The following is a 13,376-nucleotide window of genomic DNA, read 5'->3' as shown; positions in this document are numbered from 1 at the left end:
TGGGAGCGAGGCGGCGTGCCGGAGCACGCCGCCCGCCCGTGGTCACCAGCGGTAGTGCGCGAAGGCCTTGTTGGACTCGGCCATCTTGTGCGTGTCCTCGCGCTTCTTCACCGCGGCACCGAGGCCGTTGGAGGCGTCGAGGATCTCGTTCATGAGCCGCTCGTGCATCGTCTTCTCGCGACGGTCCGAGGCGTAGCCGACGAGCCAGCGCAGCGCGAGCGTGGTGCCGCGCGTGCCCTTGACCTCGATCGGGACCTGGTAGGTCGCACCGCCGACGCGGCGGGACTTGACCTCGATGGTCGGCTTCACGTTGTCGAGCGCACGCTTCAGCGTGACGACCGGGTCGGTGCCGGTCTTCTCGCGGCAGCCCTCGAGCGCGGTGTAGACGATGCGCTGAGCAACCTGCTTCTTGCCGTCCTGGAGGACCTTCGAGACGAGCTGGGAGACCAGCTGCGACCCGTAGACCGGGTCGATGTCGATAGGCCGCTTCGGAGCGGGACCCTTGCGCGGCATATCAGCTCTTCTCCTTCTTGGCGCCGTAGCGGCTGCGAGCCTGCTTGCGGTTCTTGACGCCCTGGGTGTCGAGGGTGCCGCGGATGATCTTGTAGCGGACACCGGGGAGGTCCTTCACCCGGCCGCCGCGAACGAGCACGATCGAGTGCTCCTGGAGGTTGTGACCGACGCCCGGGATGTAGGCCGTGACCTCGACGCCGCTCGACAGGCGCACGCGGGCGACCTTGCGGAGGGCGGAGTTCGGCTTCTTCGGGGTGGTGGTGTAGACGCGGGTGCAGACGCCACGGCGCTGCGGAGATCCCTTCAGGGCAGGCGTCTTGTTCTTCGACACCTTGTCCTGGCGGCCCTTGCGGACCAGCTGGTTAATAGTGGGCACCGGGTGGTTCCCCTTCTGGTTTGCTATCAGTGCGAGCGCCCTGCTCGCACGGTGTTGGAGCTGTGTGTCCGGGCGGTGCTAGGTCAACCCGCTGCGCTAGCCCCCGAGGTCGGGCGTGTCGCCTGACAGGAACATCGTGATCGCCCGAACGATTCCGGGCACGCACAGCGGTCCGGTTGTCCCAGACACAAGGAAAAAGACTACCCGGGGCCCCTACCCCGGTCAAAACGCCGACGGCACGCTCAGCGGAGCGCGAGCGCAGCCTCGTCGTGGGGCTCCAGCGGAGCGTCCGCGCCGTGTCGCAGCCGCTCGTAGATCGCCACCGCCAGGAGCACTCCGACCACGCACAGCGCCCCGCCGACGACCAGGGTCCAGCGGGCCCCCAGATGCTGCCCGATCCACCCGATCACGGGTGCGCCGAGCGGCGTGCCGCCCATGACCACGGTGAAGTAGAGCGCCATCACACGGCCCCGCAGGGCGGGGTCGGACTCGGTCTGCATCGTGGCGTTGGCCGAGTTGAGCATGGTCAGCGCCGCGAAGCCGATGACCGGGGCGAAGAGCGCGAAGGTCAGGTACGTCGGGAGCAGGCCCGCGACGATCTCGGCCAGTCCGAACGCGACGCCGGCGATGATCACCAGCCGCAGCCGGATCCGGGTCCGGCGCGCGTTGAGCAGCGCGGCGGTCAGCGAGCCGACCGCCATCGCGGAGCCGAGCAGGCCGAACTCGCCGGCACCCTTGCCGAAGACCTCGGTGGCCATCAGGGCCGAGGTGATCTGGAAGTTCATGCCGAACGTGCCGGCGAAGAAGACGATCACCAGGATCAGGATCATCTTCGGCTGGCTGCGGACGTAGCGCACGCCCTCGACCAGCATGCCGGGCTCGCGCGGCCGGCGCTTCGGCGACTGGAGCAGGGTCACGTCCATGCGCTCGAGCTGCCAGATGACCGCGAGGTAGGAGAACGCGTTGATCAGGATCACCCAGCCCGTGGCCTCGGGTCCACCGCCGAGCGCCCCGATCATCAGGCCGGCGACGGCCGGGCCGACGATGCGTGCCGCGTTGAAGCTGGCGGAGTTGAGGCCGACCGCGTTGGTGAGGTCGTCGGGGCCGACCATCTCGGAGACGAACGCCTGACGGGCCGGGGTGTCGAACGCCGCCCCGACTCCGAACAGCAGGGCCAGCACGTAGACGTGCCAGGTCTGCGCGACGCCGAGCACGGCGATCACACCCAGCAGCAGCGACGTCAGCGCCATCGTCGCCTGGGTCAGCTGCATCAGACGGCGCTTCGGGAAGCGGTCGGCGATCACGCCGGCGTACGGCGAGAGCAGCAGGATCGGGAGGAACTGGAGACCGGTCGTGATGCCGAGCTCGGTGCCGCTGTTGCCGGGCAGGTGCAGCACCAGCCAGTCCTGGGCCACCCGCTGCATCCAGGTGCCGGTGTTCGACACGACGCTACCGGCGAGGTAGAGCCGGTAGTTCGGGTTGCGGAGGGCTCGGAAGGTGGGGCTCATGCTGCTTTCTGGTCAGTCCTGCTGGGCGAGGCGGTCGAGGATGGGGGCGGCCTGGCGGAGCACGGCGCGCTCCTCGGGGGTGAGCTCGCGCAGCCGCTGGGCGAGCCAGGCGTCGCGGCGCGCGCGGTCCGCGAGCACGCGGTCCCGGCCCTGGTCGGAGAGGCCGACGACGACCTGGCGGCCGTCGGTCGGGTGCGGGCTCTTGACGACGTCGCCGCTCTCCTCGAGGCAGTTGACCGTGCGGGTCATCGACGGCGGCTGGACCTTCTCGGCGGCGGCGAGCTCGCCGACGGTCAGCTCGCCCCGACGGGCCAGGACGCCGAGGACGCCCATCTGGTTGAGGCTCAGCTCGTTGTCGGGGTGCCGCTCGCCGGCCAGGCGCCGGCGCAGCCGCATCACGCCGAGGCGCAGCTCGGCGGCGAGCCCGGCATCGGTGCGGGCGACCTTCTCCACGGTGGGCATGTCGTTAGCATAACTCATTACCTCTGCTAACTATTCCGCCAAAGAGAGGGGTCGTCCGCCTCAGGAGGGTGTGGAGACCTTCGAGAGGCGGACGACCCCGCAGGTCAGGTCAGCCAGCTGGTGAGCGGGTTGATGCAGAAGTAGACGACGAAGAGCGCCGCGACGACCCACATCAGCGGGTGGATGTCGGCGATCTTGCCCCGGACGATCTTGATGACGACGTACACGATGAAGCCGGCACCGATGCCGACGGAGATCGAGTAGGTGAACGGCATCAGCACGATCGTGAGGAACGCCGGGATGGCGATCTCCAGGTCGTCCCAGTCGATGCCCTTCACCTGCTGCATCATCAGGAAGCCGACCAGGACCAGCGCGGGGACCGCGGCCTCGGACGGGATGATCGCGACGAGGGGCGCCAGGAAGATCGCGAACAGGAACAGCACTCCGGTGACGATCGAGGCCAGGCCGGTGCGGGCACCCTCGCCGACGCCCGAGGCGGACTCGATGTACGACGTGTTGGACGAGACGCCCGCCGCACCGCCGGCGGCCGCCGCCAGCGAGTCGACCACCAGGATCCGGCGGGTGTTCGGCGGGGTGCCGTCCTCCTCGAGCAGTCCGGCCTCGGCGCCGATCGCCGTCATCGTGCCCATGGTGTCGAAGAAGTCGGCCAGCAGGAGCGTGAAGATCAGCAGGACCGAGGTGACGAGTCCGACGTTCTGGAAGGAGCCCAGCAGGCTGAAGTGGCCGAGCGTCCCGAAGTCGGGGGTGTCGAAGATCTTGTCCGGCCACGCCGGCGTGGTGAGGCTCCACGCCTTCGGGCTGCCGACCGCCTCGACGATGATCGCGAGCACGGTGGTCGCGATGATGGAGATCAGGATCGCGCCCTTCACGTGGCGCACCCAGAGGGCGATCACCAGCAGCAGGCCGAAGGCGAAGACCACCACGGGCCACCCGGACAGCTGCCCGGTCGCGCCGAGCTGGACCGGCACGGTGGTGTTCGCGGCGTCCGGGATGCGGTGGACGAAGCCGGAGTCCACGAAGCCGATCAGCGCGATGAAGAGTCCGATGCCGACCGAGATCGCGACCTTGAGCTGGGCGGGCACGGCGTGGAACACCGCCTCCCGGAAGCCGGTCAGGACCAGCACCAGGATCACCAGGCCCTCGATCACGACCAGGCCCATGGCGTCGGCCCAGGTCATCTGGCTGGCGATCGAGAAGGCGACGAACGCGTTCAGACCGAGTCCGGTCGCGAGCGCCAACGGGTAGTTGGCGACGACGCCCATCAGGATGGTCATGATGCCGGCGACCAGCGCGGTGCCGGCGGCGATCATGGCGAGGTTGGGCTCGGTCCCGCCGCCCAGGACCTTGCCGTCCTCATCGGTGGCGAAGCCGAGGATCAGCGGGTTCAGCACGATGATGTAGGCCATCGTGAAGAACGTGACGAGGCCGCCGCGGACCTCCCGGCCGACCGTCGAGCCGCGCTCGGTGATCTTGAAGTAACGGTCCAGGCCGTTCGCTGAGGTGGTGTTCGTTGTGCTCACGGGGCGCAGCATTCCAGACCCGGCAGGCGTCGACTAGCGTGTCTCGCGTGGAGTACGACGACGCGCAGCCGCTGCAGCACGAGTTCGGCAACCGCACCTATTTCATCGCGGACGTCGAGCCGCTGGACGTCGACGGCGTACGCACCGTCGAGGTCGGCACCGCCCTGTGGTTCATCGGCTTCCTCGCCCTGCTCCCGTTCTACGGGCGCCTCGACGAATCCGGTCGGCTGTGGTGGCTGTGGACCTGCATGGCCGGCGTCGGCCTGGGCCTGATCGGGCTCGAGTACTGCCGGCGCCGCCGGGTCGCGCGCACCGAGCGGGACGCCGCGATCGCCGAGATCGAGGGCGAGGAGCCCGTCTAGCTCAGAACGTCTCGACGTCGTCCGGCGTCATCGTGTCGATGACCGGGACGGGCGGCGGCAGCGGCTCGTGCTTCTTGGCCAGCCGCACCTCGGAGTGCGCGCCGCAGCCGTGGTCGAACGACACGACGCGGCCGTCGTCGTTGGCGTCGCCGTTGGCGCAGACGCCGAACATCTCGGACAGCGGCCCGGCGATGCGCACCAGGAAGCCGCAGGTCGTGCACTGGTCCGGGGCCGAGCGCGCGATCGGGGCGTCGGGGCCGCCGTCGCCGTCGTACCACCGCTGCGCGGCGAGCTCGCGACCCTCGGGCGCGAGGGTGCGGACCCGGCCGAGGCCGAGGTCCTTCGCGACGGCGCGGACCTGTGCCTTCTCGTCGGCGTCGAGCGGGTCGTCGCCGAAGGAGTACGTCGGGACCAGCCGCGGGTCCTCGTCGTCGACGGGCAGCAGGTCGCCGGGCGACAGGTCGCCGGGCTTGATCCGCTCGCGGTAGGGCACCCACGACGGAGCCACGATCGCGCCGTCGCCGGGCACCAGGACGATCTCGTCGACCGTGACGTCCTTGGTGCGGCTGGCCCGGGCGACCGTGACGGACCACTGCCAGCCGACGTAGCCGGCGCGGTTGCAGGCGAAGAGGTGGGTGACGACCCGCTCCCCCTCGACCACGTGGCCGAGGTGCTCGCCGACGTCGGCAGCGCCGACCTCCTCGACGAGGGCGGCGCGGGCGAGGTCGACCGCCGCCACGGTGGCGGAGTCGGACTTCGGGCGCGCGATGGTGATCACAGTGAAATCATGACGCATCGGGCCCGTCGATGTCAGGTCGGGGCTGGTCCGACCGGGCAGGATGGGCCCATGAACGAGCCCGGCAGTCCCCCGACCACGGGTCGTGGGGCCCGGGTCACGCGGGGGCTCGGGGGTGCGGCACGGGCGACCGGACGGGCCGGTCGCTACACGATGCGGCAGGCGCGGCGCGCCGCCGAGGCCCAGGGAGCCGGCGAGTCCGGGCTCTCCCGGCTGATCCAGATGCACTTCTTCAACACCGCCGGCGACGCCGCGGTGGCGATCTCGCTCGCGGGCACCCTCTTCTTCACGGTGCCGTCGGGCGAGGCGCGCGGTCAGGTCGCGCTCTTCCTCGGCCTGACGATGCTGCCGTTCGCGATCGTGGCGCCGCTCCTCGGTCCGTTCCTGGACCGCTTCGCGCACGGCCGCCGCTGGGCGATCGGCGCGACGATGGCGATCCGCGCCTTCCTCTGCTGGGTGCTCGCCGGAGCCGTCGTCACGGACTCCCCCTGGATCTTCCCGGCCGCGCTCGGCGTGCTCGTCGCGTCGAAGGCGTACGGCGTGACGCGGGCCGCCGCCGTACCGCGGCTGCTCCCCCGGGACTTCACGCTGGTCAAGGCCAACGGCCGGGTCTCGATGTCGGGGATCGTGGGTGTCGCCGTGTCCGGGCCGATCGCCGGGCTCGCCTCGCTGGCGGGACCCGAGTGGGTGCTGCGCTACGCGTTCCTGCTCTTCGTGGCGGCGACGATCGCGGCCGTCCGGCTGCCGTCGCGCGTCGACTCCAGCGAGGGCGAGGGAGACCTGGTGCTCCGCGGGAGCGCCGAGGGACGGGCCCGGCAGGGCAGCGTCCGGATCCCGCCGGCCGTCGCCTACGCGCTGCGCGCGAACTGCGGGCCACGGTGGATGTCGGGCTTCCTCATCATGTTCATGGCGTTCCAGCTGCGCGAGAACCCGATCGAGGGCTGGAGCACCGAGCTCCTGACGGCGCTGGTCGTCGGCGGCGCCGCGTCCGGCAACTTCCTCGGCGTCATCGCCGCGTCGGTGCTGAAGCGGATCAACCCGGCCGTGACGGTGTCGGCAGTCCTGGTCGCCGACGTCGCCGTGGTGACGTTCGGCTTCGTCTTCTACGGCGTGCTCGCGCTCGCCCTGCTCGGCCTGGTCGCGGGCCTCGGTCAGGCGCTCGCGAAGTTCTCCCTCGATGCGACCATCCAGCGCGACGTACCCCACCGCGTGCAGGCCAGCGCGTTCGCGCGCAGCGACACCACCCTCCAGCTGGCGTGGGTGATCGGCGGCTTCATCGGCATCGGGATGCCGATCGACCCGCCCCGGCTCGGCCTCGGGGTGGCGACCGCCGTGCTCGTCGCGTGGTCGGTCTTCGTGCTGGCACGCACGCCCCGTCGGATGAACCGGGACGTGCGGACGGGCAACTAGGTCAGGACTCCAGCTCGTCGGCGACGGCGCGGAGCAGGCTCGCGACCGGCTTGGCGGCCTGACGGTCGGGCTGCCGGCCGTGGCGGTAGGCCTCGCCGACGCCGTCGAGCAGGCGGATCAGGTCCTCGACGATGGTGGCCATCTCGTCGGGCTTCTTGCGCTTGGCGTCGCGCTGGTTGCGCGAGACCGACGCCGGCCGGTCGAGGACGCGCACCTGCAGCGCCTGGTCGCCCTTGCGACCCTGCGCGATCCCGAACTCGACCCGCGTGCCGGCCTTCAGACCAGCGGCGACGCCCTCCGGGAGCGCCTCGGCGCGCACGTAGACGTCGGGACCGTCCTCCTGGGACAGGAAGCCGAATCCCTTCTCGGCGTCGTACCACTTCACCTTGCCAGTGGGCACGGGTCTGACCTCTTCTTCGTTGCTCGGATGCTGCGGCGTGCAGTCTAGAGGGACTCGTTCATGGATCCCGAACGGAATCCGCGGGGGTCGACGGAGGCCCCGTCGAAACCGGCCGCACGTACGGCGTCCAGCAGCCCGGCCTCGACCTCGGCGGCCAGCGGCAGGAGAGCGGCGTCGATCTCGACCGAGGCGCGGTCGCCGAGGTCGCGGACGCGGAGGTTGGTCAGGCCGGCGTCCGCCAGGGCGGCACGGACGGCGACCTCGGCACGCTCGACGCGACCGAGGCGGTGCGGCGTCACCTCGACGCCGTACGCGATCCGGGACGAGAGGCAGGCGGCGGCGGGCTTGTCCCAGGTGGGGAGGTCCCAGCGCCGCGAGGCGGCCCGCACCTGCTCCTTGGTGAGGCCGGCGTCGGCGAGCGGCGTGATCGCGTCGCGCTCGGCCGCGGCGCGGATGCCGGGCCGGAAGCCGGCCACGAGGTCGTCGGCGTTGGTGCCGGTGGCGACGTGGGCGAGGCCGCGCTCGGCGGCGATCGGGGTGAGCACGTCGAGCAGCTCGGCCTTGCAGAAGTAGCAGCGGTCACCGGCGTTGGCGCGGTAGCCCTCGCGCTCCATCTCGTGCGTCTCCGGGGTGAGCACCTCGACGCCGAGGCTCTCGGCGAACTCGCGGGCCGGGTCGCGCTCGGACATCGGCAGCGAGTGGGAGTATCCGGTGGCGGCGGCGACCTGGTCGGCGCCCAGGGCACGGACGGCGGCGGCGAGCAGCAGGGCGCTGTCGGCGCCGCCGCTGTAGGCGACCAGCACCGAGCCGCGCTGCTTCAGGTCCGCGTCGAGGGCGGCCAGGCGCAGGTCGAGCAGGTGGTCGTCGAGCCAGGCCGGGAAGTCCTCGAGGCTGTCGAGGACGACTTGGGTGCCGGCCGCCTCGAGCTCCTCGCGCGTGCAGCCACCGGTGAGCACCGAGACGCTGAGGGCGCCGGCGGCGAGCGCCCCCTCGACGTCGTGCACGTGGTCGCCGACGTAGATCGACGCCCCCTCGCGGCGCAGCGCGTCGGCCTTGCCGACACCCCACACCCAGCCCTCGAGGTGGTCGACGTCGAAGGCGAGGTGGTCGAGGTGGAGCTGGGCGTTCGCCGGGAACTTGCCGGTCACGACCACGACGCGGCCCGCGTGCCGGCGTACGGCGGCGATCGCCTCGTGGGCGCCGTGGAAGGCGGGCGTCCCGACGATCGCGTGGTCGGGGTAGAGCGTGCGGAACCGGTCACCCGCGGCCGGGATCGCCTCGGGGTCGAGATAGGGCTCCAGCAGCAGGTCGAGCGGTGGCCCGAGCTGCTTCGTCATCTCCTCGACCGGGAACTCGACGCCGAGCTCGCCGCCCAGCGCCGTCAGCACGTCGCGGAAGCCGGGCGCGGTGTCGATCAGCGTCATGTCGAGGTCGAAGCCCACGACCAGCTGATCTGCCATGTGCTCAGCCTAGGAGGTGGGCACCAGTCGCCTTCGGCGGCGTCGTAAGACGAGCAGGGCGACGCCCAGCACCAGGAGTCCGAGGCCGATCTCCTGCCAGTGCCAGGCGGCCCACGCGTTGCTCGACCCGAGCACCCGGCCGACCACGCCTCGACGGGCGTCCCCCGACAGGGCGTCGCTGGCCCAGGTCGCACAGGTCGCCCCGAAGGCTGGGTCGACCGTGATCAGCGGACGTCCTCCGCCGTCGCGCACGGCGACCACGTTGCTCCCCTGGAACGCGGGCCGAGGACTCTCGCCCGCCCAGGACACCGGGCACTGGAGGAGCTCTGCGACGACCTCACCGACCTGCCGTCCGTCGGCGAGGGAGAAGACCGGCGCAGACACGTCAGGGGTTCCGACCAGGACGATCCGGGTGCCGGCGGGCGACACGTACCCGTACATCGGGCTCGAACCCTTGGCGGCGTGGAGCTGGAGCGGCACGCGGCGCACCTCCTGACCGCTCGTCGTCGTGACGACGACCGTCGCACGCGCGGCCGTGCCGCCGTCTGAGTTCATCGCCAGCCAGACCAGGTTGCCGTCCGACGTCCACCCGGCCGGAGAGAGCCGGCGGTCGCCGCGCATCGCCGGGCCGGACACCCCGGTCGTGGCGCCGTCGGCGTCGATGAGGAGCGCACCGGTGGCGTCGCCCTCGGCGACCGCACCTCCATCGACGAACAGGTGGGTGGCGTCCGGCGACCAGTAGCCCCAAGGCCCCGGCCGGACCGCGTACGGCGCCCCCACCGACCCCGAGCCAGCCAGGCTGCCGTCGTCGACACCCTGCGCGACCGTGGTCTCCCCGGTCACCAGGTCGCGCAGCACGAACCGGTCGTCCGCCTCCAGGTACCCGAGCTTCGTGCCGTCGGCCGACAGCGCCACCGGGAAGTCGTGGAGCCCTGTGTCCTGCGGCACGTCCCAGACGCGGCCGCGCGGGGACACCGCGCCGACCGTCCCGTTCCCGCCCCGGACGAGGCCGGCCAACGCACCGGCCTGGCTGGGGAGGTCCCGGTGCAGCCAGGGGTCGTCGACGCGCGTGGGGTAGCCGTCGACGCCGGCACCGTCCGGGTCGGCGGGAGCCGGGTCGAGGGTGTGGGGCAGCCACGACACGGCGCTGGCGAGGACGGCCAAGACGGCGATCGCCGTGGCGCCGACCGCGATCCGGTGACGGGTACGCCGCCGTGCCCCCGTTGTCCAGGCGGCGCGGGCGTCGGGCACGACGTACGTCGGGACGGCGACGACCAGGTCGTCGAGCTGCTCGTGCAGGTCCTGGGTCATGACCGCGCCTCCTCGGTGAGCTCGGCGAGCAGGTCGGGCGCGAGGACGCGCAGCCGCTCGAGCGCCGTCCGGGTCTGGGACTTCACCGTGTTGGGCGAGCAGCCGAGGACGGCCGCCGTCTGGACCTCGGTCAGGTCCTCGTAGAACCGCAGCGAGAGCACCGCCCGCTGCTTCGGGGTCAGCCGGAGGAGGGCGTCGCGCAGGAGGAGACGACGCTCCACGTCGGGCCCGGTGGCCCCGATCTCGGGGTGCGCTCCGCCGACCTCGCGCGGACGCACGGACCGTCGGCGCCACCGGTCGATCGCGAGGTTGTGCAACACCCGGCGGGCGTAGGCGTCCGGCTCCTCGCCGACCTTGCGCCAGTGCTGGGCGACCCGCGCGAGGGTGTCCTGCACCAGGTCCTCGGCGAGGTGGACGTCGCCGGTCAGGAGGTACGCCGTACGGGCGAGCGCGCCGCCGCGCGCGTGCACCCAGGCCTCGAAGTCCTCCACGCCCCTATTGACGCAGGACGGGCACGGTTCGGGTGGGGGTTCAGGAGAGTCCGAGGGTCTGGGCGCTCTCCTCGCGCATCTGCACCTTGCGGATCTTGCCGGTGACGGTCATCGGGAACTCCTCGACGACCAGCACGTAGCGCGGGATCTTGTAGTGCGCGAGCTTGCCGGTGGCGTACTCGCGGACGGCGCCGGCGTCGAGCGGGTCGGCGCCGGAGCGCATCTTGATCCAGGCGCAGAGCTCCTCGCCGTACTTCTCGTCGGGGACGCCGATCACCTGCACGTCCTCGATGTCGGGGTGCTGGTAGAGGAACTCCTCGATCTCGCGGGGGTACACGTTCTCGCCACCGCGGATGACCATGTCCTTGATCCGGCCCACGATGTTGCAGTAGCCGTCCTCGCGCATCTCGGCGAGGTCGCCGGTGTGCATCCAGCCGTCGGCGTCGATGGCCTCGGCGGTCTTCTCGTCGTCGTCCCAGTAGCCGAGCATCACGGAGTAGCCGCGGGTGCAGAACTCTCCGGGCTTGCCGCGCTCGACCGTCTCCCCCGTCACCGGGTCGACCACCTTGATCTCGACGTGCGGGTGGACCCGTCCGATGGTCGCGGTACGGCGCTCGAGGTCGTCGTCCGCGCGCGTCTGGCAGGACACCGGCGACGTCTCGGTCATGCCGTAGGCGATCGAGACCTCCGCCATGTGCATGTCGTTGACGCAGCGCTTCATCACCTCGACCGGGCAGATGGAGCCGGCCATGATCCCGGTGCGCAGCGACGAGAGGTCGTGGTCGGCGAAGGTCGGGTGGTGCTGCATCGCGATGAACATCGTCGGCACGCCGTACACCCCGGTGCACCGCTCCTCGGCGACCGCACGCAGGGTGATCTCGGGGTCGAAGCCGGGCGCCGGGATCACCATCGTGGTGCCGTGCGAGGTGCAGCCGAGGTTGGCCATCACCATGCCGAAGCAGTGGTAGAAGGGCACCGGGATGCAGAGCCGGTCGTCGGGTCCGAGGTTGATCAGCTCGGTCGTGAAGTAGCCGTTGTTGAGGATGTTGCGGTGGCTCAGCGTCGCGCCCTTGGGCCGGCCGGTGGTGCCGGACGTGTACTGGATGTTGATCGGGTCGGTCGGCGCCAGCGTCGCCATCCGCTCGGCCAGCGCACCGTCGGGCAGCTGCTCGCCGCTCGCCACCAGCTCCGCCCAGTCGTCGGTGTCGAGGTAGACGGTGCGACCCAGCGTCGGGCACTCCCCCGCGGTCTCCTCGACCATCTGGCGGTACTCGCTGGTCTTGAAGCGGGTCGCCGCGACGAGCAGCTTCATGCCGGACTGGTTGACGGCGTACGCGAGCTCGTGCGTGCGGTACGCCGGGTTGACGTTGACCAGCACGACGCCGGCCTTGGCCGCGGCGTACTGGGTGAGGGTCCACTCGGCGCAGTTCGGTGCCCAGATGCCGGCTCGGTCGCCCTTCTCCAGGCCGGCGGCCATCAGGCCACGCGCGACCGCGTCGACGTCGCGGTCGAACTCGGCCCAGGTCCAGCGTCGCCCGCTCGCGAACTCCACGAGCGCCTCGCCGTCGGGATGCGCCGCGACGGTCCGCTCGAGGTTGGCGCCGATCGTCTCCTCGAGGAGCGCCGGCTCGGACTCACCCTTCGCATACGACTCCATGCGACCGAACCTACGCCCGGCGACGTTGGCTCAACGTTGCGTGCGGAGACTCAACCCTGGGTGCGGAGCACCTGGTACTGGACCCCGTTGGCGTACGTCGTGGAGTCGACGAGCCGCAGCGTGACCTTGTCCTCGGCGTCGGTGGGGAACGGCCCGCGGCCGCTGCCGAGGACGACCGGGAAGACCATCAGCCGCATCTCGTCGACGAGGCCGGCCTTGAGCAGGTTCTGGGTCAGCAGCATGCTGCCCTGCACGAAGATCGGACCGCCGTCGGTCTCCTTGAGCGCCGCGACGTCGTCGAGCGAGGACAGCACGGACGTGTTGTTCCACTGCGGGTCGGTGACGGTGCTGGAGAGGACGTACTTCGGCATCGCGTTCCAGCCGGCGAAGTAGTCCATCGTCGGCCAGACCTCGGCGAACGCGTCGTACGAGCGCCCGCCCATCAGGAAGGCGGTCGCCTCCTCCTGCTCCTGGCCCTTGCGCTCGTACTGCGCGGGGTCCGGCTCGAAGTCCGTCGTCCAGCCGCTGTGCCGGTAGCCGGGCTCGCCGCCGGGCGCCTCCGCGACGCCGTCGAGCGAGATGAAGTGGGTGGTGACCAGGGTGCGCATGGGGATTCCTCTCGTCGGTTCTCTCGCCCTCTCCACGAACGGGCAAGGGCTGCTACGACAGGTCCGCTCAGGATTTCTGCTCCGCCATGCCGACGAGCGCCTCGAGGGCCTTGGGGGTGTCGCCGGTGACCATCGGCCCGACGTCGTCCGCGCCGGGCCCGTTGACGACCGTCCGGACGGTGACCTCCGCACCCCCGTCGGCCGCAGCGACCACGTGGTCGATGCTGATCACCAGGTCGCCGATGGTGAGCCGGTCGACGAACCGGGCACCCGGCTCCACGACGTCGAGCACGAACGGCGCCTCGATGCCGCCCGCCAGGCCCATCGTGCCCGCCGCGCCCTCGGCGAAATGACCCTCCATCGCCACCCGCTCGATCGACGGGTCCCAGCAGTGCCAGGTGCCGATGTCGCTCCACAGGGCCCAGACGTCGGCCGGCGACGCGGTGGTGGTCACGGTGCGCTCGTACTCGAAGGTCATGAC

General features: G+C 71.2%; 15 protein-coding genes. 2 read left to right on the top strand and 13 right to left on the bottom strand.

Annotation, left to right across the window (positions count from 1 at the left end; genetic code table 11):
- Nucleotides 1-42: 42 nt before the first annotated feature.
- The 5 genes from rpsG to ASC77_RS10305 form a co-directional block, all read right to left on the bottom strand.
- Nucleotides 43-513 carry a 30S ribosomal protein S7 gene (gene rpsG, locus ASC77_RS10325; RefSeq protein WP_056151822.1) on the bottom strand — a complete coding sequence of 157 codons (471 nt, stop codon included), beginning with the start codon at nt 511-513 and terminating at the stop codon, nt 43-45.
- 1 nt (nt 514) lies between these two features.
- Nucleotides 515-889 carry a 30S ribosomal protein S12 gene (gene rpsL / locus ASC77_RS10320; protein ID WP_028636428.1) on the bottom strand — a complete coding sequence of 125 codons (375 nt, stop codon included), beginning with the start codon at nt 887-889 and terminating at the stop codon, nt 515-517.
- Nucleotides 890-1,131: 242 nt separating this feature from the next.
- Nucleotides 1,132-2,397 (bottom strand): MFS transporter, encoded by a 1,266-nt coding sequence (locus tag ASC77_RS10315; RefSeq protein ID WP_056151820.1) that lies wholly within the window; start codon nt 2,395-2,397, stop codon nt 1,132-1,134.
- 12 nt (nt 2,398-2,409) lie between these two features.
- Nucleotides 2,410-2,859, bottom strand: a complete 450-nt coding sequence (locus tag ASC77_RS10310) for a MarR family winged helix-turn-helix transcriptional regulator (RefSeq protein ID WP_235547572.1) — start codon at nt 2,857-2,859, stop codon at nt 2,410-2,412.
- Between the two features lie 104 nt (nt 2,860-2,963).
- Nucleotides 2,964-4,412 (bottom strand): NCS2 family permease, encoded by a 1,449-nt coding sequence (locus ASC77_RS10305; RefSeq protein WP_056151815.1) that lies wholly within the window; start codon nt 4,410-4,412, stop codon nt 2,964-2,966.
- A gap of 35 nt (nt 4,413-4,447) precedes the next feature.
- Between ASC77_RS10305 and ASC77_RS10300 the strand changes: the two genes are divergently transcribed.
- A complete protein-coding gene (locus ASC77_RS10300; protein ID WP_235547571.1) occupies nt 4,448-4,762 on the top strand; it encodes a DUF2530 domain-containing protein in 315 nt (104 codons plus the stop codon).
- Between the two features lies 1 nt (nt 4,763).
- On the opposite strand, the gene ASC77_RS10295 is transcribed toward ASC77_RS10300, so the two are convergent.
- Entirely contained in the window at nt 4,764-5,558 is a 795-nt protein-coding gene (locus ASC77_RS10295; protein WP_056151813.1) for a DUF3027 domain-containing protein, read from the bottom strand.
- Nucleotides 5,559-5,609: 51 nt separating this feature from the next.
- Here ASC77_RS10295 and ASC77_RS10290 point away from each other — a divergent pair, with 51 nt between their 5' ends.
- On the top strand, nt 5,610-6,968 hold the full coding sequence (locus ASC77_RS10290; RefSeq protein WP_056151809.1) for an MFS transporter: 1,359 nt from the start codon (nt 5,610-5,612) through the stop codon (nt 6,966-6,968).
- Between the two features lies 1 nt (nt 6,969).
- On the opposite strand, the gene ASC77_RS10285 is transcribed toward ASC77_RS10290, so the two are convergent.
- The 7 genes from ASC77_RS10285 to ASC77_RS10255 all read right to left on the bottom strand — a co-directional run bounded on the left by ASC77_RS10285 (nt 6,970) and on the right by ASC77_RS10255 (nt 13,373).
- A complete protein-coding gene (locus tag ASC77_RS10285) occupies nt 6,970-7,368 on the bottom strand; it encodes a cold-shock protein (RefSeq protein ID WP_056151806.1) in 399 nt (132 codons plus the stop codon).
- A 44-nt stretch (nt 7,369-7,412) separates the two neighbouring features.
- Nucleotides 7,413-8,828 carry an ATP-dependent sacrificial sulfur transferase LarE gene (larE, locus tag ASC77_RS10280; protein ID WP_056151804.1) on the bottom strand — a complete coding sequence of 472 codons (1,416 nt, stop codon included), beginning with the start codon at nt 8,826-8,828 and terminating at the stop codon, nt 7,413-7,415.
- Nucleotides 8,829-8,837: 9 nt separating this feature from the next.
- Complete coding sequence (locus ASC77_RS10275; RefSeq protein WP_056151802.1) at nt 8,838-10,139, bottom strand: hypothetical protein; 1,302 nt, start codon at nt 10,137-10,139, stop codon at nt 8,838-8,840.
- Complete coding sequence (locus ASC77_RS10270) at nt 10,136-10,630, bottom strand: SigE family RNA polymerase sigma factor (RefSeq protein WP_056151798.1); 495 nt, start codon at nt 10,628-10,630, stop codon at nt 10,136-10,138. The genes ASC77_RS10275 and ASC77_RS10270 overlap by 4 nt, the downstream gene beginning before the upstream one ends.
- Before the next feature lie 40 nt (nt 10,631-10,670).
- Nucleotides 10,671-12,287 (bottom strand): AMP-binding protein, encoded by a 1,617-nt coding sequence (locus ASC77_RS10265; protein WP_056151795.1) that lies wholly within the window; start codon nt 12,285-12,287, stop codon nt 10,671-10,673.
- A gap of 50 nt (nt 12,288-12,337) precedes the next feature.
- On the bottom strand, nt 12,338-12,895 hold the full coding sequence (locus tag ASC77_RS10260; protein WP_056151792.1) for a dihydrofolate reductase family protein: 558 nt from the start codon (nt 12,893-12,895) through the stop codon (nt 12,338-12,340).
- Nucleotides 12,896-12,962: 67 nt separating this feature from the next.
- A complete protein-coding gene (locus ASC77_RS10255) occupies nt 12,963-13,373 on the bottom strand; it encodes an SRPBCC family protein (RefSeq protein ID WP_056151789.1) in 411 nt (136 codons plus the stop codon).
- Between the last annotated feature and the right edge of the window lie 3 nt (nt 13,374-13,376).

It is taken from the genome of Nocardioides sp. Root1257 (genome assembly GCF_001425175.1).
Lineage (GTDB): Bacteria > Actinomycetota > Actinomycetes > Propionibacteriales > Nocardioidaceae > Nocardioides.
This window is presented reverse-complemented; position numbering and strand designations above follow the sequence as displayed.

Excerpts from the sequence above, each read along its gene's own strand:
- rpsG (WP_056151822.1), bottom strand. The coding sequence starts at position 513 with ATGCCGCGCAAGGGTCCCGCTCCGAAGCGGCCTATCGACATCGACCCG.
- ASC77_RS10315 (WP_056151820.1), bottom strand. The coding sequence starts at position 2,397 with ATGAGCCCCACCTTCCGAGCCCTCCGCAACCCGAACTACCGGCTCTAC.
- ASC77_RS10310 (WP_235547572.1), bottom strand. The coding sequence starts at position 2,859 with ATGCCCACCGTGGAGAAGGTCGCCCGCACCGATGCCGGGCTCGCCGCC.
- ASC77_RS10305 (WP_056151815.1), bottom strand. The coding sequence starts at position 4,412 with ATGCTGCGCCCCGTGAGCACAACGAACACCACCTCAGCGAACGGCCTG.
- ASC77_RS10295 (WP_056151813.1), bottom strand. The coding sequence starts at position 5,558 with ATGCGTCATGATTTCACTGTGATCACCATCGCGCGCCCGAAGTCCGAC.
- ASC77_RS10290 (WP_056151809.1), top strand. The coding sequence starts at position 5,610 with ATGAACGAGCCCGGCAGTCCCCCGACCACGGGTCGTGGGGCCCGGGTC.
- larE (WP_056151804.1), bottom strand. The coding sequence starts at position 8,828 with ATGGCAGATCAGCTGGTCGTGGGCTTCGACCTCGACATGACGCTGATC.
- ASC77_RS10275 (WP_056151802.1), bottom strand. The coding sequence starts at position 10,139 with ATGACCCAGGACCTGCACGAGCAGCTCGACGACCTGGTCGTCGCCGTC.
- ASC77_RS10265 (WP_056151795.1), bottom strand. The coding sequence starts at position 12,287 with ATGGAGTCGTATGCGAAGGGTGAGTCCGAGCCGGCGCTCCTCGAGGAG.
- ASC77_RS10260 (WP_056151792.1), bottom strand. The coding sequence starts at position 12,895 with ATGCGCACCCTGGTCACCACCCACTTCATCTCGCTCGACGGCGTCGCG.
- ASC77_RS10255 (WP_056151789.1), bottom strand. The coding sequence starts at position 13,373 with ATGACCTTCGAGTACGAGCGCACCGTGACCACCACCGCGTCGCCGGCC.